This window comes from Streptomyces sp. NPDC054887, assembly GCF_053610585.1.
In genome coordinates this window covers 30,938-55,728 of the sequence record NZ_JBSGYQ010000030.1, presented here as the reverse complement: position 1 = coordinate 55,728, position 24,791 = coordinate 30,938, and the positions used below count along the sequence as shown (strand labels likewise).

The 24,791-nt window shown below is 73.3% G+C and carries 19 protein-coding genes and 2 pseudogenes; 7 read left to right on the top strand and 14 right to left on the bottom strand.

Annotated features, from left to right (window positions below):
- Window positions 1–74: 74 nt before the first annotated feature.
- The 7 genes from ACWGH0_RS18605 to ACWGH0_RS18575 form a co-directional block, all read right to left on the bottom strand.
- The gene (locus ACWGH0_RS18605; protein ID WP_453405240.1) at window positions 75–680 is read right to left on the bottom strand and encodes a GTP-binding protein; all 606 of its coding nucleotides are present in this window, start codon (window positions 678–680) and stop codon (window positions 75–77) included.
- Window positions 667–1,032 carry a DUF742 domain-containing protein gene (locus tag ACWGH0_RS18600; protein WP_453405239.1) on the bottom strand — a complete coding sequence of 122 codons (366 nt, stop codon included), beginning with the start codon at window positions 1,030–1,032 and terminating at the stop codon, window positions 667–669. Before ACWGH0_RS18600 ends, ACWGH0_RS18605 begins: the two co-directional genes overlap by 14 nt.
- A complete protein-coding gene (locus ACWGH0_RS18595; protein ID WP_453405238.1) occupies window positions 1,032–1,436 on the bottom strand; it encodes a roadblock/LC7 domain-containing protein in 405 nt (134 codons plus the stop codon). Before ACWGH0_RS18595 ends, ACWGH0_RS18600 begins: the two co-directional genes overlap by 1 nt.
- Window positions 1,433–3,832, bottom strand: coding sequence for a sensor histidine kinase (locus ACWGH0_RS18590; protein ID WP_453405237.1), 2,400 nt, complete (start codon window positions 3,830–3,832; stop codon window positions 1,433–1,435). The genes ACWGH0_RS18595 and ACWGH0_RS18590 overlap by 4 nt, the downstream gene beginning before the upstream one ends.
- 241 nt (window positions 3,833–4,073) lie before the next feature.
- Window positions 4,074–6,875, bottom strand: coding sequence for a LuxR C-terminal-related transcriptional regulator (locus ACWGH0_RS18585; RefSeq protein WP_453405236.1), 2,802 nt, complete (start codon window positions 6,873–6,875; stop codon window positions 4,074–4,076).
- 247 nt (window positions 6,876–7,122) lie between these two features.
- Window positions 7,123–8,049, bottom strand: a complete 927-nt coding sequence (bdeA, locus tag ACWGH0_RS18580) for a bis(hydroxyethyl) terephthalate hydrolase (RefSeq protein WP_453405272.1) — start codon at window positions 8,047–8,049, stop codon at window positions 7,123–7,125.
- A gap of 261 nt (window positions 8,050–8,310) precedes the next feature.
- On the bottom strand, window positions 8,311–9,540 hold the full coding sequence (locus ACWGH0_RS18575) for a cytochrome P450 family protein (protein WP_453405235.1): 1,230 nt from the start codon (window positions 9,538–9,540) through the stop codon (window positions 8,311–8,313).
- A 229-nt stretch (window positions 9,541–9,769) separates the two neighbouring features.
- Between ACWGH0_RS18575 and ACWGH0_RS18570 the strand changes: the two genes are divergently transcribed.
- Window positions 9,770–12,499, top strand: a complete 2,730-nt coding sequence (locus tag ACWGH0_RS18570; RefSeq protein WP_453405234.1) for a BTAD domain-containing putative transcriptional regulator — start codon at window positions 9,770–9,772, stop codon at window positions 12,497–12,499.
- 103 nt (window positions 12,500–12,602) lie between these two features.
- Window positions 12,603–12,797, top strand: coding sequence for a hypothetical protein (locus ACWGH0_RS18565; protein WP_453405233.1), 195 nt, complete (start codon window positions 12,603–12,605; stop codon window positions 12,795–12,797).
- A gap of 44 nt (window positions 12,798–12,841) precedes the next feature.
- Here the strand turns inward: ACWGH0_RS18565 and ACWGH0_RS18560 are convergent, their stop codons facing one another.
- The 4 genes from ACWGH0_RS18560 to ACWGH0_RS18545 all read right to left on the bottom strand — a co-directional run bounded on the left by ACWGH0_RS18560 (window position 12,842) and on the right by ACWGH0_RS18545 (window position 15,448).
- Window positions 12,842–13,255 carry a response regulator gene (locus ACWGH0_RS18560; RefSeq protein ID WP_453405232.1) on the bottom strand — a complete coding sequence of 138 codons (414 nt, stop codon included), beginning with the start codon at window positions 13,253–13,255 and terminating at the stop codon, window positions 12,842–12,844.
- Window positions 13,252–14,352 carry a PAS domain-containing sensor histidine kinase gene (locus ACWGH0_RS18555; protein WP_453405231.1) on the bottom strand — a complete coding sequence of 367 codons (1,101 nt, stop codon included), beginning with the start codon at window positions 14,350–14,352 and terminating at the stop codon, window positions 13,252–13,254. Before ACWGH0_RS18555 ends, ACWGH0_RS18560 begins: the two co-directional genes overlap by 4 nt.
- Window positions 14,349–15,005 carry a response regulator transcription factor gene (locus ACWGH0_RS18550; protein ID WP_453405230.1) on the bottom strand — a complete coding sequence of 219 codons (657 nt, stop codon included), beginning with the start codon at window positions 15,003–15,005 and terminating at the stop codon, window positions 14,349–14,351. Before ACWGH0_RS18550 ends, ACWGH0_RS18555 begins: the two co-directional genes overlap by 4 nt.
- 71 nt (window positions 15,006–15,076) lie before the next feature.
- Window positions 15,077–15,448, bottom strand: coding sequence for an STAS domain-containing protein (locus ACWGH0_RS18545; protein WP_453405229.1), 372 nt, complete (start codon window positions 15,446–15,448; stop codon window positions 15,077–15,079).
- A gap of 309 nt (window positions 15,449–15,757) precedes the next feature.
- On the opposite strand from ACWGH0_RS18545, the pseudogene ACWGH0_RS18540 reads away from it, so the two are divergent.
- The 3 genes and pseudogenes from ACWGH0_RS18540 to ACWGH0_RS18530 all read left to right on the top strand — a co-directional run.
- Window positions 15,758–16,209, top strand: a pseudogene (locus tag ACWGH0_RS18540) (discoidin domain-containing protein); the annotation flags it as partial.
- Between the two features lie 30 nt (window positions 16,210–16,239).
- Window positions 16,240–16,493, top strand: a pseudogene (locus ACWGH0_RS18535) (sugar kinase); the annotation flags it as partial.
- A gap of 229 nt (window positions 16,494–16,722) precedes the next feature.
- Entirely contained in the window at window positions 16,723–17,742 is a 1,020-nt protein-coding gene (locus ACWGH0_RS18530; RefSeq protein WP_453405228.1) for a LacI family DNA-binding transcriptional regulator, read from the top strand.
- Between the two features lie 33 nt (window positions 17,743–17,775).
- Here the strand turns inward: ACWGH0_RS18530 and ACWGH0_RS18525 are convergent, their stop codons facing one another.
- The 3 genes from ACWGH0_RS18525 to ACWGH0_RS18515 all read right to left on the bottom strand — a co-directional run bounded on the left by ACWGH0_RS18525 (window position 17,776) and on the right by ACWGH0_RS18515 (window position 21,056).
- Window positions 17,776–18,657, bottom strand: coding sequence for a carbohydrate ABC transporter permease (locus ACWGH0_RS18525; RefSeq protein ID WP_453405227.1), 882 nt, complete (start codon window positions 18,655–18,657; stop codon window positions 17,776–17,778).
- Window positions 18,654–19,655 (bottom strand): carbohydrate ABC transporter permease, encoded by a 1,002-nt coding sequence (locus ACWGH0_RS18520; RefSeq protein ID WP_453405226.1) that lies wholly within the window; start codon window positions 19,653–19,655, stop codon window positions 18,654–18,656. Before ACWGH0_RS18520 ends, ACWGH0_RS18525 begins: the two co-directional genes overlap by 4 nt.
- Window positions 19,656–19,736: 81 nt before the next feature.
- On the bottom strand, window positions 19,737–21,056 hold the full coding sequence (locus ACWGH0_RS18515; RefSeq protein ID WP_453405225.1) for an ABC transporter substrate-binding protein: 1,320 nt from the start codon (window positions 21,054–21,056) through the stop codon (window positions 19,737–19,739).
- Window positions 21,057–21,337: 281 nt separating this feature from the next.
- Here ACWGH0_RS18515 and ACWGH0_RS18510 point away from each other — a divergent pair, with 281 nt between their 5' ends.
- Window positions 21,338–23,740 carry a glycoside hydrolase family 2 protein gene (locus ACWGH0_RS18510; protein ID WP_453405224.1) on the top strand — a complete coding sequence of 801 codons (2,403 nt, stop codon included), beginning with the start codon at window positions 21,338–21,340 and terminating at the stop codon, window positions 23,738–23,740.
- The gene (locus tag ACWGH0_RS18505) at window positions 23,737–24,765 is read left to right on the top strand and encodes a LacI family DNA-binding transcriptional regulator (protein ID WP_453405223.1); all 1,029 of its coding nucleotides are present in this window, start codon (window positions 23,737–23,739) and stop codon (window positions 24,763–24,765) included. Before ACWGH0_RS18510 ends, ACWGH0_RS18505 begins: the two co-directional genes overlap by 4 nt.
- Window positions 24,766–24,791: the final 26 nt, after the last annotated feature.

Below are 24,791 nucleotides of genomic sequence, written 5' to 3'. Positions count from 1 at the left end.
CGGACGCACGCCGGGAGGGCCAAGCGGGAAGGGAGGCCCGCGCGGCCGGAGGAACGGAGCCGCCGATCGGCGCTCTAGAGCGCCGCGGCCTCCCGCGCCTTGGCGATGAGCAGGTCGAGGAGCGAGAGCAGCGCGTCGCGGACGTCGTCGCGGGAGCGGGCGTCGAGCATGAGGACGGGCGTGTCCGGGTCGCGCAGGTGCAGCGCCGCCCTGATCTCGTCGGCGGTGTACGGCTGCTCGCCGTGGAAACAGTTCGCGCCGACCACGAAAGGCAGCCCCCGGCTCTCGAAGAAGTCGACGGCGGGGAAGCTGCGGTCCAGACGCCGGGTGTCGACCAGGACGACGGCACCGAACGCCCCGTTCAGCAGGTCGTCCCACATGAACCAGAAACGTTCCTGACCCGGGGTGCCGAAGAGGTAGAGGACGACGCCGGCGTCGGTGAGGGTGATGCGCCCGAAGTCCATCGCCACGGTGGTGACCGTCTTGGACTCGATGCCGTCGAGGTCGTCGACGCCGACGCCCGCGGCCGTGAGGCGCTCCTCCGTACGCAGCGGTTCGATCTCGGAGACCGTCTCGACGAGCGTCGTCTTCCCCACGCCGAAGCCGCCCGCGACGAGGATCTTGACGGGGGCCGGCTCGGTCGCGGCCGCTTCCCGGGCAGGGGTGTCATAGGTGGGCAAGGCTGTCCCTGATTCTCATGAGCAGGTGGACGTTGCTGGTCTCGGCGCCCGCCAGGGGCGGCCGGTGGTGGATCAGACCGCGCTCCACCAGTTCCCCGAGCAGGACCGTCATGGGGGTGAGGCGCATGTGCATCCGGGCCGCGATCTCGGCGACGGCCCGGCCGTCGGGGGACGGGCACATGGTGAGGATGGCCTGCCATTCGGTGGGCAGGCCGCCGAGCGCGTCCCCGGCCACGGCCGCCGTGATCATCGTGTCCATGGTCAGGGCGGTGCGCGGAGCGGCTGTACGGCCGTCGGTCAGGGCGTACAGCCGCGTCCGGCGAGGGCCGCGCGGCTGTGGGTCGTCCGGCATTACGACGGCAGTGCCTGGGTGCGCTCGGGTGTGCCCAGCCATTCACCGAGGGCCTGTGCGGTGCGTACCGCCTCGCCGCCCAGCTCGCCCAGCCGCGCCTTGCGGGAGGTCACCACGATCAGCGTGCTGCCCTCGCCGCAGCCCACGATGCACAGGTAGCGGTCGTCCATCTCGACGAGCTGGCGGATCACCCCGCCGCCGCCGATCTCGCGGGATATCGCCTTCATCGTGGCCGCGATGCCCGAGGCGGCGGCGGCGATGCGCTCCGCCCGGTCGCGTTCCAGGAGGTAGGCGCTGAGCCTGATCCCGTCGTTGGACAGGAGTACGGCCCCCTCGATGCCCGCGATCCTGCTCAGGTTGTTGTCGAGGATGCTGTAGATCATGTCGTTCGGTGTGGTGGTCATGCCTGATCCTGTCCGAGCTCTGCTTCCACTTTCCGGGTCCCTTGTTCGTAGTCGGCCCAGGCGTCGGCCACCTCTTCGGGTGTCGCCGTGTCCTGTCCGGCCGGTGCCTGTGCCGTGTGCGGCTCACGGAGCTGCTCGGCGATGTGGGTGTGGGGTACGCGCTCGGGCAGGGCGGGGCGGGAGCCGTCGGCCTGCGCCAGGAGCGGGGTGACGGGCGCGCGTTCGGGGGCGGTCCCCGGCGCGCGCTCGGGCCGCTGCCGGTTCGGCAGCTCGGGCCTTCTCTCCGGCAGGGCCCGGGGCCCCTGACCGGCGGCGCGGGCGGACGCGGCGGGCGGCTCGGTGTCAGGGGCGGGCGGCTCGGCAGCCGGGGCGGGAACGGCCGCCGCGCCGGCGGGCGGCGCCGTCTCGCGCGCCGGTTCCCGCTCCGTCGGTACGAGCAGCTCACCGGGGATGATCACGACCGCCGACGTGCCGCCGTAGACCGAGCGGCGCAGCGTGACCGTGGCCGGGAGCTGGTCCGCGAGGTGGCCGACGACGAAGAGGCCGAGCCGGTGCGCGTTCTGCGCCAGGACGGCGTACGGCGGCGCCGAGTGCAGGCGCCGGTTCATCTCCTCGTAGCTGGCGGGCGTCACCCGGGGGCCCCGGTCCTCGATCTCGACCGACAGGCCGTCGGCGACCAGTTCGGCCCGGATGACCACCTTGGACCTCGGCGGGGAGAACCGGGTCGCGTTGTCCAGCAGTTCCGCAAGGAGGTGGCTGATCTGGCTGATCACGCGGGGTTCCACGCTGATCTCGTCCAGGGCCTGGCGTTCGATGCGCCGGAAGTCCTCCACCTCGGCGGCGGCCTCGCGCAGCAGGTCGGCGACGCGCATGGGCTCGGTGTGCGGGTCGGGGATCTCGCCGCCGGCCAGGATGAGCAGGTTCTCGATCTGCCGTCGCATACCCACCGTCAACTGGTCGGAGCGCATCAACTGGGCCAGCAGCGCCTCGTCGTGGCCGAACGTGTCCTGGAGGTCCTCGGTCAGGCTCAGCTGGCGGCTGACCAGGTTCCCGGTGCGCGAGGCGATGCCCGCGGCGAACATGCCGAAGCCGTGGCGCTCGTCCGAGAGCCGGCGGTGCCCGTCCACGGACACGGCGACCACACGGGCGAACGCGTCGCCGATGCGTCCCACTTCGTCCTGGGCGCCGGTGGGTCGGGGCAGTGCGTCGGCGTCGACGGGCTGGCCGCGCTGGAGCCGTGCCACGACGTCCGGCAGCGTCTCCTCGGCGACCGCCACCGTGCGTTCGTGCAGGCCGCGCAGGCGGCGCAGGACCGAGCGCGTGGTGAACACGACGACGCCCGCGACGATCAGCAGCGCCCCCGCGCTGCCACCGACCAGTCGGGCGACCTCGGTCTCCAGCTCGGCCGCCTTGGCGTCGGCGCGCGCCAGCACGCCGCGCGAGCGGGCGGAGTTGAGCGAGGCCAGCCGATCGCCCAGGGTGTCGTGCGCGGTCCGCCAGCCGGCGGCCTGAAGCGGCAGCTTCACGCCGGACGCGATGTCCTCGTGGTCGGACACCACGGCGTTCTCGACCCGGGTCTTCGCCTGCCACGCGCCGGAGCCGGTGATCTCCTCGTACGCCGCGCGGTCGGCGGCGGGCAGATAAGGGACGATCGACGAGTCGTACAGGTACCGGTGGGCGCCGACGGCGTTGACGTACGCGGCGAACCGCGAGGCCGTCAGTTCACCGGCCGGACCGGCCGACGCGAGGATCGTCTCCTCCAGCGCTACCAGCTCCGACGCGGCGAACATGGTGGCGACCAGTCGGCTCTCCTGGGTGAGCTCGGCGTCCTCGGTGTGGCTGAACTCCCGCTGGTACACGTCGATCGTCCGGCCGATCACGTCGGTGTAGTAGCCGATCGTGCGGTCGGCGCCGCCGCTGCGGGCGTCCGCGCGCTCGCGGTGCGCGTCCAGGTCCTCGAGGCTGTCGCTCACCCCGGCGAGATGGTGGTCCCGCTCTCCGGAGGTTCCGGGACCGGTGTTCGTCGCCCTGCGGAACGCCTCGGCGGCCCGGTCCGTCGCCGCGCGACGGGCGCGCAGGTCTTTTCCGGACACTTCGGAGCCCGCCCACCGCGCGGCCGTCAGCGTCCGCTCGTCCTGGAGCCCGACCATGAGCGCGTACGCGGGTGCGCCGATGCGCTCACCGGCCGCCACATCGCCGCGCAGGTGCCGCGACTGGTCCAGCAGCCGTTCGGCCGTCACGGCGACCTGGGCGCCCATCGCGACGGTGGGGACGACCGCCAGGCAGATGAGCAGGGTGCGCAGCCGGACGGTACGCCGGCGACGGCTCCGCGGCGCGCCGGACTCGGGCGGCGCGGGCGGTATACCGGATGCGTCTTCGGGTTCGGTGGGAGACATCGGTCCTCGGGGACGGAGGGGGAAGCGGGCAGACCGGGCGGCCGGTCCGGCGCGGGGAGGGGAGCGGAACACGGGGAGGCCGGAACGACGGGGTGAGACGTGGGGGATGCAGATCATAACCAGCCACACCGGCATATGGAGGGGTTGCTTCCATGATCACTACGTGGTAATCGCGGCGGGCCGCGTTGCGGGCCGGAAGCCATATCGGAGTTGAACCGATACGCGCCGCACACCGCCGTCCCTAGGACTGCGCCTTCCCGGCCCCGGCCCGGTCCACCAGCCGGGACAGTTCCAGCCGGGAGCGCACGCCCAGCTGCGCGAAGACGTTGCGCAGGTGGTGGTCCACGGTGCGGTGGCTCACGGACAGGCGCTGCGCCACCTCGCGGTTGGTCGCCCCCTCCGCCACGCAGTGCGCGATCCGCAGCTGCTGCGGCGTCAGGCAGGACAGTGCCCCGGCCGGTTCGCCGCCGGCCGTGTCCCCGGTGGCCCGCAGCTCCGCGCGCGTCTGGTCCACCCAGGCGAGGGCCTCGGAACGTTCGAAGGCCACCAGGGCGTCCCTCAGCCGCCCCCTCGCCTCACTGGGACGGCGCCGGCGCCGCAGCCACTTCCCGTACAGCAACTGGGTGCGGGCCCACTCGAAGTCGCCGTCGGCCATTTCGTGCAGGGCCAGCGCGTGGGCGTACAGGGCGTCGGCCCCGTCGGGGTCCGCAAGCAGCGCCCGGCAGCGGGCGAGCAGCGCGGGTGCCTGCGGATCGCCGCCGTGGGCGGCCCAGGCGGCGAACTCCTCGACCACGTCGCGCGCTTCGCAGGGCCGCCCGGCCAGCACGGCGGCCTCGACGAAGCAGGGGACGGCCAGCATGCGCAGGGCGAAGTGCCCCCGGCGGGGTCCCGCCCCGACCAGGGGGCCGAGCCGCGCGGCGGCGTCGGCGGCCCGGCCGCGTCCCAGGTCGGCGCGTGCCGAGGCCCATTCGGCCAGGGTGGCGGCCTGGACCAGGCCGTGCGGGCCGGCGGTCGCCATCGCGGCCCCCACGTGTCCGGCGACGGTCGCGGCGTCGCTCTCGACCGAGGCGACGAGGGCGAGGATCGCGTGCAGATGGGCGGCGGCGTTGCGCTGCCCGGCGCGGTGGGCGGCGCGCAGCCCCTCGCGGGCGTGCGCTCCGGCCCTGGCGTGCCTTCCGGCCCTCAACTCGGCGTACGCGAGGTGCTCCAGGAGCCGGGGCACGAGGGCGACGACGTCCCGGGCCCGGCCGAGGGCCAGGCCCCGCGCGTTGACGCGGCAGGCCGCCGCGATGTCGCCGAGGACGAGCGCGGCGGCCCCGGCCCGCAGCAGCCGCTGGGGTTCGTCGTCGTCCGCGGCCCGTTCCACCACCCGCCGCAGCGGGCCCCGTGCGTCGCCGGGGCGTGCGCGCAGGGCGGCGAGCATGCCGGCCCGGTAGTCCTCGTCGGCTCCTCCGCTGCCGCCGGTGGCGTCCGGCGCCGCGTGCGGGCACGCGGTCTGCCCGGCGGGGTGCGCCGGGGCCGCGGCCGGCGCCGGATCGTCGGCGCCGAGCGCGGCCAGGCATCCCGCCGCGTCACCGGCGGCCCAGGCCGCGTCCATGGCGGCGAGGCGGGCGGCGCCGGCGTGCCGTGCGTCGTACGGGGCGAGCAGGCCGGCGGCCACCAGCAGCGCCCCGTGGGCGTCGGCGGCGGGGCCGTCGCCCGTCGTCAGGAGGCCGGAGACAAGTTCGGCCCGGCCGCGTACGGCGTCGTGGACCCGGCCCGTGCGGGCGGCGGTCAGCAGTTCCCGCGCCCGGTGCGGGTGGCCCGCCAGCCTGGCCAGTTCGGCGGCTGCGGTCAGGCGCGCGGAACGCTCGCCGTCGTCCGCCGCGGCCAGTTCGGCGGCTGCGGCCAGGGCCGAGGAGCGCTGGAGGCCCGGCACCCTCGGGTCGGCCGCGGCCGCCGCCAGGCCGGCGGCGAGTCCCGGATCCGGGCCGTCGGCGGCCAGGGCGCGGTGCAGGAGGCGGGGCAGGGGTCGCCGGTCACCGGCGAGTGCGGTCGCGAGCAGGTGGTGGGCGGCCCGCCGCCGGGCCGCCGGGGCGCCGGCGTGGACGGCGCGGCGCAGCAGCGGGCTCTCGAAGCGGATCAGGTCGCCGTCGTCGCGCGCCACTCCCGCCCAGGCGTCGGCGTCCAGCGCCCGCCCGCCGATGCCGGCGGCGCCGGCCGCGCGCGCCACCAGCCCCGCGTCCGCTCCCCCGGCCCCGGGCGTCTGCTCCTGCGCGGCGGCGGCGAGCAGCAGGACGAACGCGGCGTCCGGTGCCAGCGCGGCCGGCCGGTCACCGGCCGTGCGCAGCAGGGTCTCGCCGTCGGCGAGCGGCCGGGGCAGCGGCGCGTGCCCGGAGAGCTGGGCCGGTGACAGACGGCCGGTCAGTGCCTTCAGCAGGGCCGGGTTGCCCTCCGACTCGTGCAGCAGCGCCTGCCGTACGGCCGGGTCCGTCCCCTCCCCCGCCAGTTCGTCCAGCAGCTGCGACGCGGCCTGTTCGGCGAGCGGGCCGAGGCGGACGACGGGCAGTCCCGCGAAGTCGGGGTCGTACGCCCGGTGCGCGGCCGTGGTCAGCAGCAGGCCGACGCCGCGCAGGGCCTCGGGGCGGCGGGCTGCGAAGCCGAGGGCGGCCCGCGACCGGTCGTCCCACAGGTGCGCGTCGTCGACGCAGACGAGCAGGGGCCGCCCGTCGGCGCGTGCGCGCAGCGCCTCCAGCAGGCCGCCCGGCGGCAGACCGGACCGCAGGATGCGGGAGGGCGCGGGGTCGTCCGGCCGGTCGCCGGCGGCGCACAGCAGCGCGTGCGCCCCGCTGTGGGGCAGTCGGCTCTCGGCGGGTACGGCCCGGGTGTGCAGCACCGGTCCTTCGAAGTCGGCCGCCGCGCGGCACAGCAGCGCGGTGCGGCCGAGTCCCGGCTCGGCGGCGAGCAGCACAGCGCCCCCGCGCCCCGAGCGCGCCCGGTCGGACAGGGCTGCCACGGCTGCCAGTTCGGTGCGCCGGCCGTACAGCCGGACGGCGGCGCTCACGGTCGTCCTCCGCTCACACCGTCACGTTACTTCCGCGTAAGCGCTTACGGAAGCCTCGCGTCCAGTACCGGACGGCCGCCCGCGCCACCCATCTGACCTGCAAAGACCATGAGTTGCGAGGCCGACACTGGGCACGCGCCCAGTGTCGGCGGGTGAAGTCTGTGCCCGCGCACACCCCCGGGGACAGCGGCGTGCCGGTGCCGGGCCGCGGGCAGGCGGTCGGCACCGGCACCGGTGCGGGTGAACGTCAGGAGGTGTGCGGGCAGTTGCCCCGGTACTCCTCGATGGTCAGGCTCGGGCGGGGCAGCGGGCACAGGAACTGCTCGTAGCGGGTGTCGTTGTCGATGAACCGCTTGAGCCAGGAGAGGCTGTATTTCGCAATGGTGGTGTTGGAGGTGTTGGGCGTGAAGTGCGACGCGCCGTTGAGTTCCAGGTACGCCTTGTCGAGCGTGGACGGCAGGCTCTCGTAGAAGGGCTCGGAGTGCGAGCCGACCGGCGCGACGGTGTCACCGTCGGCTCCCACGACCAGCGTCGGCGTCCGCAGCTCCGGCCACGTCTTGTCGGTGTTCCATCCGGTCAACGGGATGGCGGCCTGGAGGGAGGGCCGGCTCTTGGCCGCTTCCAGCGAGCCGCCGCCGCCCATGGAGTGGCCCATCACGCCGAGTCTGCTGCTGTCGATCCGGCCGCGCACGGTGCTGCGCTCAGTCAGGTAGTCCAGGGCGGACAGCAGTTGGCGGCCCCGGCTGTCGGGCTGGTCGTACCGCGTGAGGGTGTCGATGGTGAAGACGACGAAGCCCTGCGAGGCGAGCCTCGGCCCGAGCCAGGCGATGGACGACTGGTCGGCGGTGAAGCCGGGCGAGACGGCGATCGCGCCGAAGGTGCCGTCGCTGGTGGACGTCGGGTAGTAGACGGTTCCGCCGCCGAAGCCGGTGACGGCCAGGGAGGAGACGGTGGTCCGCGAGACCGCGTAGGGGCCGGTGGCCGCTTCGATGCTCGCGGTGGTGGGTGCCGGGCCGCGCTCGTACGGATTGTCCGCCGCCTGGGCGGTGGGGGTCATGGCGGTGCCGAGGCCGCCGACGGCCAGGAGCGCCGCGAGGCCGGCCACGAGCGACCGCACGCGGCCGCCCCGACGGCGGGCCGGGGCCACGAGGTGCGCACCGGCGTTGTTGTCCATGTGGTTCTGCTGCACGACTGAGTCGTCCTCTCGGTCGTGACGGGGCCGACGGGCTGTCCGGCCGCCGCACTCGTCGCCGAGGGCCGCGGCCGGCCGTACGCCCGGCGGACACCGCCGTTCGCTGGGAGGTGTCACTGTCGCGGTGCGCCCCGCGCGGGGGCATCGGTCAAATCACCTGTCTCCCCCTCCGCCGCCCGGCGTGCGGGCAGTCGGGGGCGGGAGGGAGGGCGCTCGGCCTCCTGCGGGCCGTGGGAGCCGGGCTCAGCCGGTGAGGCGGGCGGGGAGGCTGCGGTGGCCGTTGGAGATGAACGACTCCACCGGCAGCAGGTCCTCCGGCGGCACGGCGGGGGCCAGGGCGGGGAACCGCTCGAAGAGCGCGGGAAGCGCGATCTGCGCTTCGAGCCGGGCCAGGGGCGCGCCCAGGCAGAAGTGGACGCCGTGGCCGAACGCGAGGTGCTCCTTGTTCGGCCGGGTGACGTCGAACCGGCCGGCGTCCTCGCCGTGGTGGGCGGGGTCGCGCCCGGCGGCGGCGTAGGCGGCGAGGATCGCGTCGCCCCGTCCGATGGTCACGCCGCCGGCCTCGATGTCCTCCACCGCGTAACGCAGCGGCAGGCTCGCCACCGGCGCCTGGACGCGCAGCGTCTCCTCGATCACGTCGTTCCAGGTGGCCCCGCCGGTCCGGACGAGTTCGAGCTGCCCGGGGTCGGTCAGCAGGGCGTGGATCGCGTTGTCCAGCAGGTTGACCGTGGTCTCGTGCCCGGCGCTGATCACCAGCAGCAGGGTGTCGACCAGTTCGGCCTCGGTGAGCCGCTCGCCGTCCTCCTCGCGGGCGGCGATCAGGACGCTGGTCATGTCGTCGCCCGGGGTCTCGCGCTTGCGGGCGACGAGGTCGCACAGCACCCGGTGCATGCCCTGGAAGGTGGCCGCCGCCTCCTCGGGCGTGATGGCGGTGTTGAAGATGCTGTCCACCAGGCGGCGCAGTTCCTGGCGCGTACCTTCGTCGTCGACGCCGAACAGCTCGCAGATCACCTGGATGGGGATCGGGTAGCAGTACTCCTCACGCAGGTCCACCGCCTGCCCCGGCGGGGTGGCCGCCAGGTGGTCGAGGAGGTCGGCGGTGATGCGCTCGACACGGGGCCGCAGGGCCTCGGTGGCGCGCGGTGTGAACGCCGTGGAGACCAGTTTCCGCAGGCGCCTGTGGTCGCTTCCGTACGCGGTGAACATGTTGGTCACGGCGACCCAGGTGAACAGCGGCCAGTCCGACGTGATGTCCCCGTTGATCCACGCGGGCCAGTGCCGGCGGGGGTCCTTGGACACGCGGGGGTCGGTGAGCAGCTCCTTGAGTAACGCGTGGTCGCTCACCGCCCACGCTCCGACCCGGCCGGGGAGCTCCACCGGTGCCACCGGCCCCCGTTCCCGTATCCGGGCTCCCTCTCCGTGGATGTCGGCGCCGGCCGGGTCGATGACGACGGGACAGGTCTCGTGTTTCATCTGCTTGCTCCAGAAGGTTCGTTCACGGCGGCCGGCCGGTGGCCGGCGGGAAGTGCGGGCGGCCGAAGCCCGGTGGAATGGACCCTTCCACCCTGGTCGGGCCTACCCCGACGGCCAGTCCGATATCCGGATGGCGGCCGGGCAGTTCGCGCCGGCGTGCCGCGGCAGGCAGGCGGCGGGACGAAACTGTCCGGTAACCTGGCTCCTTCGCCCAAAAGGAGTTGTGCCAGTGGAGTTCCGGCTGCTCGGAGCGGTTTCCGTCGCCACCGAGGCCGGCGAACTGCCCCTCGGTCCCGCCAAGCGGCGCAGCCTCCTCGCCGCACTCCTGCTGCGGCCCAACTGCCCTGTACCGGTCGAGCAGTTGACCGACACCCTGTGGGACCACGAACCGCCGCCGCGCGCCCGCAGCGTCATCCAGGGCCATGTGTCGCGCCTGCGCGTACTGCTCTCCGGCGCGGACGCCGGCATGTACGGCGTCGAGCTGGTCACGCAGGGCACGGCGTACGTCCTGCGCATGCCGGAGACGCTGCTGGACGCCCACCGCTTCGAAGAGCTGGTGACACTGGCCCGGGGACAGCGCGCCCCGGGCGACGCCGCGGCGATGTACCAGGAGGCCCTGTCGCTGTGGCAGGGGCCCGCGCTGACCGGCGCGTATCCGAGCCCGCCGCTCCAGGCCGCCGCCCACGCGCTGGAGGAACTGCGGCTGGCCTCCGTCGAGTCGCTGGCGGCGGCGTACTCCCGGCTCGGCGAGCACGCGCGCGCCGCCGCGGTGCTGCGCGCCGAGGCCGGGAACCATCCGCTGCGCGAATCACTGTCCGCCGCGCTCATGCGGGCGCTGCGGCGCGCGGGCCGCCGCTCGGAGGCGCTCGACTGGTTCCACCGCACCCGGCGTCTGCTGGCGGACGAGCTGGGCGTCGACCCGGGCCGGGAGCTCGCCGACGCCTACGCGGTGGCGCTGCGCGGGGAGGACGACGAAGCGGAGGAGGCCGCGGCTCCGCCTTCCGCTCCCGCCGTGGTCCACGGGCCGGCCGCCGCCGCGCCCGCGCACACGGTCGACCTGCTGCCGCGCATGCCGCGCGGGTTCCACGGACGCGCCGCCGAACTCACCGCGCTGTCCCGGGCCGCGGCCGGCGAAGCGCCCGTCTGCCTGGTCACCGGTCCCGCCGGTGTGGGGAAGACGGCCCTCGTGGTGCACTGGGCCCACCGCAACCGCGCCGCGTTCGCCGGTGGCCTGCTCTACGCCGACCTGCGCGGCTTCAGCGACACGGGCGAACCGTCCCACCTCGAGGTGCTGCGCGAGTTCCTCCTGGCCCTCGGCATCGCGCCGCGCCGGGTGCCCGAGTCGACGACCGGGGCCGCCGCGCTGTTCCGGTCCCTCGCCGCCGACCGCCAGCTGCTCGTCGTGCTCGACAACGCCCGCGGCTCCGACCAGGTCAGAGAACTGCTGCCGGGCGGTGCGCGGTGCGTCACCGTGGTCACCAGCCGGTACCGGCTGCGCGGCCTGATCGCCTCCGACGCCGCCCGGCCGGTACCGGTGGACGTACTGGAACCGGAGGACGGCACGGCGCTGCTGGCCGCCGTGCTCGGCAAGGAGCGGGTGCTGGCGGAGACCGTGGCCGCCCGGCGCCTGGCCCAGCTGTGCGGGGGGCTCCCCCTGGCGCTGCGGGTGGCCGCCGCCCGGCTGGCGGACCAGCCCGACTGGTCGCTGAGCGCGATGTGCGGCGAACTGTCCGACGAGTCCCGCCGCCTGAGCCTGCTGGACGTGGAGGACACCGGCGTACGGGCGGCCCTCAGGCTCACCGTGCGCCGGCTGCCCGAGGAGGTCGCGCGGCACTTCGCGCACCTGGGGCGCCACCCGGGCACGCACGTCGACCGGTACACGGCGGCGGCCCTGGCGGGCACGGACCCGGTCGCCGCCGAGGCCGCGCTGGACAAGCTGACCGCCGCGCACCTCGTCACCAGGACCGCGCCGGACCGCTGGATCCTGCACGATCTCGTACGGCTGTACGCGCGCGGCCTGGAGGCCGGGCCCGAGGCCCTCGTCCGGGTGCTCGACCACAGTGTGGCGACCGCGCTCGCCGCGGCGGGCGCGGCCGAGCCCGGCGACGAGTCGTGCTTCGAGCTTCCCGCCGACTTCCGGCAGCCGAGCGCCGTCCGGCCGTTCGCGGACCGGGACGACGCCATGGCCTGGTACGCGGCCGAACGCGACGACCTGGCCCTCGCGGCGGCCGCCGCCGACGCCGCCGGACTGCACGGAAGGACCTGGCGCATCGTCCTCGCGCAGTGGCCGCAGGTGGTGTGGCGCGTCCTGGACGACTGGACGCCGCTGCTGGGGACGGCACTCGACGCGGCGCTGGCGGAGGCCGACGAGCGGGCCGAGTCGCGGGTGCGGGCGCTGCTGGGCTGGGTGCTGACCGAGGAGGGCCGCACCGACGAGGCGCTGGTGCACCTGGAGGCCGCGCCGGTGCTCGCCGCCCGTGCCGGTGACCGGCGCGGCGAGGCGACCGCGCTGGTCAACCTCTCGCTGGCCCAGGCGTCGCTCGGCTCCCCCGAGGAGGCGGCCGAAGGGTGCGTGCGGGCCGCCCGGCTGGCGCGCGAGGCCGGTTCCCCGCACACCGAGCGCCTCGCCCTGTACCACCTGGCGCGGCACCGGCTGGAGGCGCGGCAGTGGCAGTCGGCGCTCGACACCTCCGTCGCCGCGCTCGCCCTGGACGGCGGCTGCGACGCGTCGGCGGCGTCGCGGGTGCTGCTGCTCACGGTGGCCGGGGAGGCGCTGCTCGGGGCGGGCCGGGAATCCGAGGGCATCCGCCGCCTGGAGGTCGCGGCGCGCGAGGCGGAGTCGTCCGGCTACGACGAGGGGACGGTACGGGCGCTGGGCGCGCTGCTGCGGGTCTCGGCGGACGTGGGGCTGCGGGCCCGGTACGACACGGCGATGCTGCGCCTCATGGCCCGGACGTGAGCGGCGCTCCCCCGCCTGCGGCGCACGGCCCGGGCGGCACGGCGACGTACGTTCGAACGGTCCGTCGTCGTGACGTCCTGGCGGGCCGGCAGTTGAGCAGGGCATGAAGAAGCGCAGCATGCTCGCCGTCGCGTCCCTCGCCGTCGGAGCGGCCATCGCCGCCCTCAGCCCCGCGCCGCCGTCCGCCGACGGGTCGGCGGCCACGGACGGCGCGCTCAGCAGCGTCGACGTCGTCGACTCCACGGAGAACGGGGACGGCGGCGAAGACCGGGACAAGGGCGCTCCCGCGCGGGCGTAGTCCCGTTCGTACGGGTGCGTTCGCGTCAGTACGGGCGTCCGGGATCAGGAGTCTTCCGCCGAGGCCCTGCCCACCCGGCGCAGGGCCGCGAGGAACTCCCGGTTGGTGACGCCTTTGAGCACGTAGGCGCGGGCGCCCGCACGACGCATCTCCTCGACGGAGCCCTTGTCGTCGTACGCGGAGAACGCCACGACGCGGCTGCCCGGTGAGCATCGCGCGATCTCCCGGGCGACGTGGCAGCCGCCCCCGGGGAAGCGGACGTCCAGTACGACGACGTCCGGTTCGTGCCGGCGGGCCAGCCGGATCGCCGGCTCGGCGCTGACCGCCGTGCCCACGACCTCCAGGTCGGGCTGCGCCTGGACGACCTCGCCCAGGGCGTCGAGAAGCATCGCGTTGTCGTCGCACAGGAGCACGCGCAACGGCGCTCCCGCGGTGTCGTCGGACGCCGTCGCGGTCACGAAGGACCGCCCTTCGGCGTCGGGACCGGTTCGGGGTTCGGCACCCAGAACTCGACCGTCGTCCCCGCCCCTCGTTCGCTGTGCATGGACCACCAGCCTCCCGCCGTCTCGGCTCTCTCGCGCATCTCAATGACGCCGAAGTGCTCGTGCACGCCGTCCGTGGACATCGGCGCCCCTGTGCCGTCGTCCTCGACCCGGGTCAGGATGCCCGAGTCGGCCGACACCACGCGGAGCGCGACCGTGCTCGCCTGCGCGTGCTTGCGCACGTTCAGCAGCGCCTCCTGCACGATGCGGAACACCGTGATGGCCGTCTCGGGCGTGGGCTCGCGGTCCAGCCGGTGGTCGAACGACCAGCCGAGCCCCCAGGCGCCCACCACTTCCTCCAGGTGGTTGGAGAGCGCCTCGACGAGGCCGTGCCGGTCGATGCCCGGCGGATGCAGGCGGAACGTCAGGTTGCGCAGGCGGCTGATCGCCCCGCGCACCGACAGGTCGAGCCGCTCCAGTTCCCCGGCGCACGACTCCGGCACCCGCTCCGCGAGCAACTGGAGCCGCATGCCGACGGCCACCATGGCCTGGAGGGTGTCGTCGTGGACGTCCCACGCGATGCGGCGGCGTTCCGTCTCCTGTGCCTGGACCAGGTGGTCGAACAGGCGGCGGCGCTCGCTGAGGGCGTGCTGCGCTGCCCGCCGTTCGGACATGTCACGGGTGACCTTGCCGAACCCGCGCAGTTGCCCCTGGTCGTCCCACAGGGCGGTGATGACGACGTTCGCCCAGAACCGGGAGCCGTCCTTGCGGATGCGCCAGCCCTCGTCCTCCAGCCGGCCGTCGGCGACGGCGGTCTCCAGTTCCCACTGCGGCTTGCCCGCCGACTTGTCCTCGGTCGGGTAGAAGACCGAGAAGTGCCGGCCCAGGATCTCGTCGGCGCTGTAGCCCTTGATCCGCTCGGCCCCCGCGTTCCAGCTGATGATGTAGCCCTGCGGGTCGAGCATGAAGATGCCGTAGTCCAGCACCCCCTGGACCAGCAGGGTGAAGGCGGCCTCCGACAACGGCTCCGCCTGCTTGCGCGCGTACTCCTGCGGTTGCGGTTCGGGCCTCACTTCAAAAGCCCCTCACGGCGTGCGATCGTCACTGCCTCCAGCTGGGACCGCGCCCCCAGCTTCTCCAGCACCCGCTGCACATGGTTGCGTCCCGTGTTGAGGGCGACCCCCAGCCGGCCGCTGATCTCCGCCGTGGTGAAGCCCTCCCCCAGCAGGTCGAGCGTCTCGCGTTCCCGTGGGGTCAGCTTGGCGCCGGGGCCCGGTGTCCGGCCGGTGAGCCGCCCCAGCACGTCGCCCATCAGGTCCTTGCTGAACACCACCTCGCCCGCAGCGACACGGCGTACGGCGTCCTCCAGCTCGCTCAGGGCGCTGGCCTTGAGGATCAGCCCGGAGCCGCCCGCCTCCGCCACGCGGGCCGCCACCGAGGCGCCGCCCTCGCCCGCCAGGACCAGGACGCGCACATGCGGCACGAGCGCAGACAGACGGGGGATGGCGGCGACACCGTCACCGTCGGGCAGCCGCCGGTCCAGCACGACGACGTCCGGTGCGTACCGGCCGGCGTCGTCCAGGGCGGACGCCACCGTCGCCGACCGTCCCACGATCTCCAGACCCGGTGAACGTTCGAGGGCCAGGCATATCGCCTCGGCCACCATGTCGTGGTCCTCGACCAGCAGAATCCGAACCGGTCTGCTGCGCGGGAGCGTTGAAGACATCGAAGCATCCTTGGTGGTGGCGGACGGCACGATCATGCCAGAGGAGTCGCAGCGCGGGACGCTGCCGCCCGTCATTCCCGGCAGGCCGGAACCGTGCCCGCCCCTTCGGTGCCGCCGGTGCCGCCGGTGCCGCCGGTCAGGACCTCACCGGCCCCGATCATGGCGAGCAGCCGGGCCGGCTGGGCCCCGACGCCTTCCACCGCCAGGGCGACGCCCGCCACGAGGACGGAGAGCCGCGCGCGCAGCAGGGCGTTGGCGCCGGCGCAGTCGCAGAACGAGATGCCGGTCAGATCGAGGCACAGGCTTTTCGGCCGCTCCGCGAGACAGGCCGCCACCGCCTTGTGCAGGTACGGGGCGGTGTCCAGATCGAGTTCGCCGACGAGCGTCACCCGGGCGTCTCCCGGCCCGGAGACGGCGTACGACTCGAACGCGCGCAGGGTCACGGCGCCGCGCACCTCCCCGCGCCCGCAGGCCGCACCGCACACCACGGATTTCCGCCACGAGCCCCTCCCGCGGACGGGCACCCTGTGACCAGCTGTCGCATCCCAACCTCAAGATAGTGCGAGGACACCAGTGTTCATCTAGTGAATCTGCACTAGTTGGGCAAGTCAACGCGCACGTTGTCACTTTCGGCCGTGCTGGGGGGCGCCCGGCCGTGGCCCGGACGGCGGACACGAGGGCGGCGCTCCGCAGCGACGACGCCGGGAGGGCGCACCGCACTCACCGGGCCCGCGACCTCCGCCCTCGCGGACATGGCTCGATCGTGTTCATCCTTCGGCGTGAAACCCCCGGTCGCGTACGCCGGCCCACTGGTGCGGGCACGGCCTCGGCCACCCGTAGCGGTTCGGCACCAGGTTCAGTCCGCCCTGGACGTGCATGCGGCGGACGGAAGCGGCCTGGGACGCCAGGAGCACTACGGAACGCCCGCCACCGCCGCCGTCGACGGCGACACCGGCACCCGCTGGTCCAGCACCGCCTCCGACCCGCAGTGGATACGGATCGACCTCGGCGCGTCCGCGGCCGTCAGCCAGGTCGTGCTGCGCTGGGAGGCCGCGTACGCGAAGGCGTACCGCATCGGGCTCTCCGGCGACGGCACCACCTGGTCCACCGCGCGCACGACCACCGCGGGCAGCGGCGGCACGAGAGGCTGAACCTCTCCGGCACCGCCCTCCACGTGCGCGTGTACGGGACGGCCCGAGGCAGCGACCGCCACGCCTTCTTCTTCAAGCCGGACGGCTGGGCGGGACTCCAGCTCGGCAACCGGTTCCTGGAGTCGGTCCGCGCGCACGCCACCTCGTACGCGCCGGCCCGTCCGGCCGCCCGGGTCGGGATCCGTCTCGGCACCCTGGGCCCGGACGCCGTCACGGTGGAGCGGGCATCCTCCCGCTCGCCGAGTTCTTCGAGCGCGGCGGGCGCGGCCCGCGACCGGACCCGCAGGAGCCGCCGCCCGCCTGGCAGACGGCCCTTCAGGACCGCGCCGTGCAGTGAGCCGGGAGCGGCGGGCGAGGACGCGCGCTCGCGAAGTCGCCGCGCCCGCGGGCCCGGTGGAGCCTGCGGCAGCGGCCGCGCATCGGGCCCGCTCCCCGTGGGAGGGGAACCCGCCGTCGCGCCCGGCCCGCGGTACGGGTGACGCCCGGCGCCCGGCGGCCCGGCCGTCCGCCGGCCGGTAGAGTCACCCGCGAAAGGCGAGGACCTGAGCGGGCTGGAGGCGTGGCGAGTGAAGCGGCCGACGATGGCGGACATCGCGCGGCGCGCGGGCGTCTCCAAAGTGGCCGTCTCCTACGCCCTCAACGACCAGCCCGGTGTGTCCGACGCGACCAGGGCGAGCATCAAGGCCATCGCGGAAGAGCTCGGCTGGCGGCCCAACAGCGCGGCCAGGGTCCTCAGCGGGGCGCGGGCGCAGGCCGTCGGTCTGGTCGTGCGCCGGCCGGCCCGGACGCTGAGTGTCGAGCCGTTCTTCATGGAGTTCGTCAGCGGCATCGAGGGCGTGCTCTCCGCCCGGTCGTACGCGCTGATGCTTCAGATGGTCGAGACCCACGAGCAGGAGATCGCGGTGCACCGGCGCTGGTGGGGCGAGGGCCGGGTGGACGGGGTGTTCCTGGTCGACCTGCACTCGTCGGACACGCGCGTACCCGCCGTCGAGGAGATGGGACTGCCGGCCGTGGTCGTCGGCCCGCCGGAGACCTCGGGCTCCTCGCCCTCCGTGTGGTCCGACGACGGCGAGAGCGTGCGGGAGATCGTGCGCTACCTGGCCACGCTCGGCCATCGGCGCATCGCCCGGGTGGCCGGACCCGCCGAGCTGGCCCACACCGCCGCACGCGACGCCGTGATGCTCGACGCCTGCCGCGAGGCGGACCTGCCGGAGCCCGTCGTCGTCCACACCGACTACACCGGCGACGAGGGGGCGCGGGCGGCGCGCCGCCTGCTCATCGGCCCGCAGCGCCCCACCGCGATGGTCTTCGACAACGACATCATGGCGGTCGCGGCGCTCTCGGTGGCCCAGGAGCTCGGTCTCGGTATCCCGGGCGACCTGTCCCTGGTGGCCTGGGACGAGTCGCCGCTCACGCGGGTCGTACGCCCCGCCCTGTCCGCGGTGTCCCGCGACATCAGTGCCTACGGAGCCCGCGCGGCCGAGGCGCTGCTCTCCCTCGTCGCCGGTGAGCGCGTCACCGACGTGCTGGAGGGGTACGCCCGGCTCGTGCCCCGGGGCAGCACCGCACCGCCGCGTACCGCCTGACCCGTTCCCGCCGGAACGTCCGCCGGCCGCCGGCTACTTGGTAGCGCCTTGTGCGAACCCGTTGTAGATCCACCGCTGGAGGAGCAGGAAGACGATCAGGGTGGGGAGGATCACGAGGATCGCGCCGGCCGATATGGCCTCCCAGTGCGCTCCGAAGGGCCCCTTGAAGCGGAAGAGCGCGGTGGAGACGGTACTGAGCTCCTCCGAGTGCAGGTAGAGGAACGGGATGTAGAAGTCGTTGTAGGTGGTGATCCCCTTGATGATCACCACGGTGGCGACGGCCGGCTTGAGCAGCGGAAAGATGATCTTGCGGTAGATGGTGAAGGCGTTCGCGCCGTCGAGCCGGGCCGCCTCGTCCAGCGACGTCGGGATGGAGCGGATGAACTGCAGGAAGACGTAGACGGAGACGATGTCCGTCCCCATGTAGAGCAGGATCGGCGCCCAGCGGGTGTCCACGAGGCCGAAGCCGTTGATCAGTTGGAAGGTCGCGACCTGCGTGGTCACACCCGGCACGAGCGTCGCCACCAGGAACAGCACCATGACGAGTTTCTTGGCGCGGAACGCGAACCGGTCGATCGCGTAGGCCGTCATGGAGCCGATGATCACCGTGCCGCCGATCGAGAAGACCAGGATGAACGCGGTGTTGCCGAAGGCGGCAGGCAGGTGGCCGTCGGTGAAGGCGGTGACGTAGTTGTCGACGTTCAGCCAGTTGCCGGGCAGGGAGAGCGCGCTCCCGTCGGAGACCTCCTCGGACGTCTTGAGCGAGGTGAGGAGGACGACCGCCAGCGGCAGCAGGACCACCAGTGAGGCGCAGATCAGGGTCAGATAGGTCAGGGCGGTCCCGAGGGGGAGGCGGCGGCTCCGGACGGCGGGCGTGAAGCGGGCGGCCGGGGCGGCGTTCAGGTCCGGTGTCATACGAGGTCCACCTTGTCGTCGGGCACGAGGCGGCGCTGGATCCAGGTGATCAGCAGGATGATCGCGAGCAGCACCACGGCGGCGGCCGAGGCCAGGCCCGTCTTGTTGAACTGGAAGGCGAGCTTGACCGTCTGGATGACGAAGGTCGACGTGCCGGTCGCGCCGCCGGTCATGATGTAGGGGATCTCGAACACCGAGAGGGAGCCGGAGATCGCCAGGATGATGCTGAGACTGAGCACCGGTTTGATGCTCGGGGCGATGATGTGCCGGAACTGCTGCCACTTCCCGGCGCCGTCCAGTTGGGCCGCTTCGTAGAGTTCGCCGGGGATGGACTGGATCGCGCCGAGGAAGAGCACGAAGTTCAGTCCGGTGAAACGCCATACGGAGACGCCGGCGAGCGAGACGTTGGCCGAGGCGGGGTCACCGAGCCAGGCGTGGTCCGTCCGTACGCCGAGCCAGGACAGCACGGAGTCGAGCGTGCCGCCGTCCTGGAAGAAGTACAGGAACACGAAACCGATCGCGACGCCGTTGACCAGATAGGGGAAGAAGAGGATCCCCTTGAAGAAGTTGCGGAAGCGCAGGTTGAAGCTGAGAACGGCCGCGAAGTACAGCGCGACGGCTGTCTGGACGACGGAGGCGGCCAGGTAGTAGCCGCTGACGAGGAACACCCGGAAGAGCTCCGGACGGGTGAAGATCTGCACGTAGTTGTCGACGCCCGTGAAGTTCCGGTCGGGGCTGACGCCGTCCCAGTCGGTGAAGCTGTACGAGATCATGCTCGCCACCGGCACGTACGTGAACGTGATCAGCAGGGTCAGAGGCGCCGCGAGGAAGAGCCACGGTGTGGCCCGCCGCAGCGGGGAGTGACGCCAGGAGCGCCCCTGGGGCGTCCGGGCACCCGGATGCCGCGCCGCCCGGCGTCGCCTCCCGCGGACTTCTCGGAGTGGGCGCCGCGTGCCCGCGAAGGCGGCCCGGGGCGCGGTGTCGGTCGTCTCGGTCATGTCGGCCTTTCGTGTCCGCGGTTGCGGGAGGGCGTGGGGCCCCGGTCGGGTCGTACGCCGCCGGGGCCCGTGTCCGCGGGGTCAGGAGCCGGCGGTCTTCGCTGCCTCGTCCCACTTCTTGTCGAGTTCCGCGAAGTAGTCCTGGAGGCTGCCCTTCTGGGCTCCGCGCGCGATGTCGATCAGCTTCTGCCGGTAGTCGTGCTTGTTGAGGCCGATCTCCGCGGCGTTGTCGATCGCGTTGACCGGGCCGGTCGCGGCCTCGGACCGCTCCACGAAGGTGACATCGTTGTCAACGAAGTCCTTGAGCGTGGCCGGCATGGGCGCCGACTTCAGCGCCGGGACCGCCCCCTCCTTCTCCGAGTAGCCGGACTCCCCCGTGAACCAGTCGATCCAGGCGCGGGCCGCCGGCTTGTGCGCGGAGTGGATGCTGACGGCCTGCTGGTAGTCGGAGACGAGCGTCGCGCAGTACTTCCCGTCCTTCTGGGCCGGGAAGGGCATGAAACCGATGTCGTCCGGGGAAGCGCCCGCGTCCTTCGCCGCCGCCTGCATCTGGGTGATCGACCAGGAGCCCAGCATCATGGCGCCGATCTCGCCCTTGCCTAGGAGCCCCTTGGAGGTCTCCCAGTTGGTGGTGGTCGGGTCCTTCTCCGACAGCCCCCGCCGCACGATGTCGTGCAGGAGCGAGTCGACGGTGTGGAGTTCGCCGCCCTCCCGCCAGGGCGAGACCGCGCCCGCCAGCTCGTCGGTGGCCATCGCGTCACAGGTCACCGAGCCGACGTTGGAGGTCCACTGGACCAGCGGCCAGCCGTCCTTGAAGTTGGTGTAGTACGGAACGGCGTCCGTCTTCTCCTTGACCGCGCTCAGGGCGGCCGTGAACTCCCGGGGCGTCTTCGGCCACTCGGTGACGCCCGCCTTCTTCCACAGGGCCTTGTTGTAGACGAAGCCGTTGGCCGTCCCGAACTGGGCGATGCCGTACACCTTGCCGCCGACCTCGGTCTTGTCGCTGAACCGGTAAGTGCCGGCGAGCTCCGCCGTGGTCCCGAGCGGGGCGAAGAACTTGGGGTAGTCGTTCTTCGCGACCACCGCGGGGATCATCAGCACGTCACCGTACGCCTTGGTGTTCATGCGGATCTTGATCTCGCCCTCGTAGTCGGTGATGCCCTCGAAGGTCACCTTGACTTCGGGATGGGTCTTGTTGAACTCGGTGGCGTACCGCTTCATCGTCCCGTTCTGGACGAGGTCGGTCCGGTGGGTGAGGACCTTGATCTCACCGGAGACGGCACCCGGGTCGGCGGGGGCGGCCGCCGTCTCGCCGGAGGCGCCGCCTCCACCGCTGCATCCGGCCACGGTCAGCATCGTGGCGGTGAGAAGCACGCCCGCGAGCGTCTTCGTCTTACCCATGTGCCCAACTCCTTCAGGGTTACGGCCCAGGTCTACGGGAGGGATGTCGGCACTATGTCAGCCGGAAGTGAACCGGTAAAGTGCTCGTTTCCGGCGTGATGCCCAATCGTTACCGACACCCGGTGTCGGGGCGGAACTTCCTTGCAAACGCAGGGCCCTGCTGACCACATAGCGTCACTGAACCGAGCTTTACCGGTTCATGGACACGGTGAGGTGATCCGGCTAGGTTGTCCGCGTCGCACCCCGCACCCCGCCTCGTCAGGCGATAGGAGCCGCACATCATGAAGGACGTCACCCAGCTGTCCGACGGCTGGAGTCTGCGCCACGACGAGGCGCTGCTTCCGGCCCGCGTCCCCGGCTGCGTTCACACCGACCTGCTGGCCGCCGGGGTCATACCCGATCCGTTCCTCGGGCAGAACGAGACCGCTGTCGCCTGGGTCGGCAGACGGGCCTGGTCGTACGTCACCGACCTGGCCCTCGGCAGCACGCACGAGCGCACCGACCTGGTCTTCGACGGCCTGGACACGGCCGCCACCGTCACCGTCGCCGGCGAGGTCCTGGGTACGACGCGCAACATGCACCGCGGCCACCGCTTCGACGTCACGGGGCGCACGGGCGCCGTGGAGGTGCTCTTCGCCTCCGCGTACGACGAGGTGGCGGCGGTCCGCGCGCGGACCGGTGAGCGGCCGAACGTCTACCCCGAGCCCTTCCAGTACATCCGCAAGATGGCCGCCAACTTCGGCTGGGACTGGGGCCCGACGGTCGTGACCGCCGGGATCTGGCGTCCGGTGCGGCTGGAGCACTGGTCCACGGCCCGGCTCGCCCAGGTCCGCCCGCTGGTCACGGTCGACGGGGGGACGGGGCGCGTGGAGGTGCGGCTGCGGGTGGAGCGGACCGCGCGGGGCGGCGCACGTCCGCTCACCGCCCGTGCCACCGTACGGGGGTGCGCGGACGAGGTCTCCTTCACCGGCGACGAGGCGGTGCTGCGCCTGGAGATCGCCGATCCGCTGCTGTGGTGGCCGCGCGGCCACGGCGAACAGCCCCTGTACGAGCTGGACGTGACGCTGCTCGACGAGGGGGACGCACTCGACACCTGGCGGCGCCGGATCGGGTTCCGGACCGTCGAGATCGACCGGTCCGCCGACGAGCACGGCACCGGCTTCACCTTCGTCGTCAACGGGGTGCGCATCTTCGCCCGGGGCGTCAACTGGATCCCGGACGACGTCCTGCCGTCCCGCGTCACCCCGCAGCGGTACCGGGAGCGGCTGGTCCAGGCGGCGCAGGCCAACGTCGACCTGGTCCGGGTGTGGGGCGGCGGCATCTACGAGGACGACGCCTTCTACGACGCCTGCGACGAACTCGGCCTGATGGTCTGGCAGGACTTCCTCTTCGCCTGCGCCGCCTACCCGGAGGAGCAGCCGCTGCGCGGGGAGATCGAGGCGGAGGCGCGCGACAACGTTGTCCGGCTCATGCCCCACCCCAGCCTGGTGCTGTGGAACGGCAACAACGAGAACCTGTGGGGCTTCCGCGACTGGGACTGGGAGTCCGGCCTTGCGGGTGACTCCTGGGGCGAGGGGTACTACCTCGGCGTCCTGCCCCGGATCGTCGCGGAACTGGACCCGACCCGCCCCTACACGGCGGGCAGCCCCTGGTCGGGTTCCTGGGACCACCACCCCAACGACACCCGGCACGGCACGCACCACTCCTGGGAGGTGTGGAACCGCCAGGACTACGCCGAGTACCGGACGAGCGTGCCCCGCTTCGTGGCGGAGTTCGGCTGGCAGGCACCGCCCGCCCTGGCCACGCTGCGGCGCGCCCTGCCCGGCGAGGAACTCGCCCCGGACTCCCCCGGAATGCTGCACCACCAGAAGGCCGAGGACGGCAACGGGAAGCTGAACCGCGGCATCGCGCGGCACTTCGCCCTTCCGGAGGGCGACTTCGACCGCTGGCACTACCTGGCCCAGGTCGTGCAGGCCCGAGCCGTCGCGGCGGGCGTCGAGCACTGGCGGGCGCACTGGCCGGTGTGCGCCGGCACGGTCGTCTGGCAGCTCAACGACTGCTGGCCGGTCAGCTCGTGGGCCGCCGTCGACGGCGACGGCCGTCTCAAGCCGCTCCACCACGAACTGCGCCGGGTGTACGCCGACCGTCTGCTCACCCTGCTGCCGGGCGAGGACGGGCCGGTGCTGGTGGTCGACAACCAGTCCGCCGCCCCGTGGACCGCGGCCGTGACCTTGCGGCTGCTCGAAGCGGACGGCCGCGTGCTGCGGGAAGCCGTCGTCGAGGTGGCGGCCGGAGCGCGGTCGGTGGCCAGGGCGGTGCCGCCGCAGGAGCTTCGTCCCGCCCCCGGCTCGCCGAAGGAGTTCCTTGTCGCCGACGCGGACGGGCTGCGCGCGGTGCACTTCTCCGTACCGGACAAGGAGTTCGCCCACCCCCGGGCCCGGTACGACGTCCGCACCGAAGCCGTGACCGGGCGGCCCGGCGCGCTCGACATCGTCGTGACGGCGCACACCCTGGTCAGAGACCTCCTGTTGCAGGCAGACCGGCTCGGCGCCGGGGCGGTCGCGGACACTGGCCTGCGAACCCTGCTGCCCGGTGAGGAGGCCCGTATCCGGGTGACCGGCTGCGACGAGGGCGTGGACCCCGCGGCCGTCCGGGCCGCGCTGTTCAGTGTGGCCCCGGCGTGAGCCCCGCTGTCCCGCGCGTCACCATCAACGATGTCGCCGCACGCGCCGGCGTCTCCAAGGGCGCCGTCTCCATGGCGTTCAACAACCGGCCCGGGGTCTCCCGCACCACCCGGCAGCGGATCTTCGAGGTGGCCGACGAACTGGGCTGGACCCCGCACCAGACCGCGCGGAGCCTGTCCAGCCGGCGGACCGACATCGTCGGTCTGGCCATCTGCCGCCCGGCGAGGCTGCTCGGCCTCGAACCCTTCTACATGGAGTTCATCTCCGGCATCGAGAGCGTCCTCGCGGAGCGCTCGTGTTCGCTCCTGCTGCGCCTGGTACGCGATCTGCGCGAGGAGATCTCGCTGTACGAGGGGTGGTGGCGCGGCAAGATGGTCGGCGGCGCCATCCTGGTCGACTTCCACCAGGACGATCCCCGCGTCCCCGCGCTGCGGGCCGTCGGGCTGCCGGCGGTGGCGGTCGGGCATCCGTCGCTGACGGGCGGCTTCCCGTCCGTGTGGACGGACGACGCTACGGCGGTGGCCGAGGCCGTGCGCTACCTGGCGGCGCTCGGCCACCGGCGCGTCGCCCGCGTGGGCGGCCCGGCCGGTCTCGGGCACAGCGGCATCCGCGGGGCGGCGTTCGAGGCGGCGATGGCCGAACTGGGTCTCGACCCCCGCCGCCAGATCGCCACCGGCTTCGCCGGTGAGGAGGGCGCCCGGGCGACCCGCGGTCTGCTGCTCACGCCGGACCGGCCGACGGCGATCGTGTACGACAACGACATCATGGCCGTCGCAGGCGCGGCGGTCGCCGCCGAGATGGGGCTGAGCGTGCCGGACGACGTGTCCCTCGTCGCCTGGGACGACTCCCAGTTGTGCCGTCTGACGCATCCGCCGCTGTCGGCGATGAGCCACGACGTGCACCATTTCGGCGCGGAAGTCGCTCGCCGCCTGTTCGAGGTGATCGGCGGTTCGGCCGACGGGTCGCTCCAGGTGCCGACGCCGTCGCTGACGCCCCGCGGGTCCACGGGACCGCCGCGGCGTTAGCGCGTCCGGGGACGGGGCCGTGCCTC

What these genes read in the sequence shown, in the direction of transcription:
- ACWGH0_RS18600 (WP_453405239.1), bottom strand. Translation starts at nt 1,032, where the DNA reads ATGCCGGACGACCCACAGCCGCGCGGCCCTCGCCGGACGCGGCTGTAC.
- ACWGH0_RS18595 (WP_453405238.1), bottom strand. Translation starts at nt 1,436, where the DNA reads ATGACCACCACACCGAACGACATGATCTACAGCATCCTCGACAACAAC.
- ACWGH0_RS18590 (WP_453405237.1), bottom strand. Translation starts at nt 3,832, where the DNA reads ATGTCTCCCACCGAACCCGAAGACGCATCCGGTATACCGCCCGCGCCG.
- bdeA (WP_453405272.1), bottom strand. Translation starts at nt 8,049, where the DNA reads ATGGACAACAACGCCGGTGCGCACCTCGTGGCCCCGGCCCGCCGTCGG.
- ACWGH0_RS18575 (WP_453405235.1), bottom strand. Translation starts at nt 9,540, where the DNA reads ATGAAACACGAGACCTGTCCCGTCGTCATCGACCCGGCCGGCGCCGAC.
- ACWGH0_RS18565 (WP_453405233.1), top strand. Translation starts at nt 12,603, where the DNA reads ATGAAGAAGCGCAGCATGCTCGCCGTCGCGTCCCTCGCCGTCGGAGCG.
- ACWGH0_RS18550 (WP_453405230.1), bottom strand. Translation starts at nt 15,005, where the DNA reads ATGTCTTCAACGCTCCCGCGCAGCAGACCGGTTCGGATTCTGCTGGTC.
- ACWGH0_RS18525 (WP_453405227.1), bottom strand. Translation starts at nt 18,657, where the DNA reads ATGACACCGGACCTGAACGCCGCCCCGGCCGCCCGCTTCACGCCCGCC.
- ACWGH0_RS18520 (WP_453405226.1), bottom strand. Translation starts at nt 19,655, where the DNA reads ATGACCGAGACGACCGACACCGCGCCCCGGGCCGCCTTCGCGGGCACG.
- ACWGH0_RS18515 (WP_453405225.1), bottom strand. Translation starts at nt 21,056, where the DNA reads ATGGGTAAGACGAAGACGCTCGCGGGCGTGCTTCTCACCGCCACGATG.
- ACWGH0_RS18510 (WP_453405224.1), top strand. Translation starts at nt 21,338, where the DNA reads ATGAAGGACGTCACCCAGCTGTCCGACGGCTGGAGTCTGCGCCACGAC.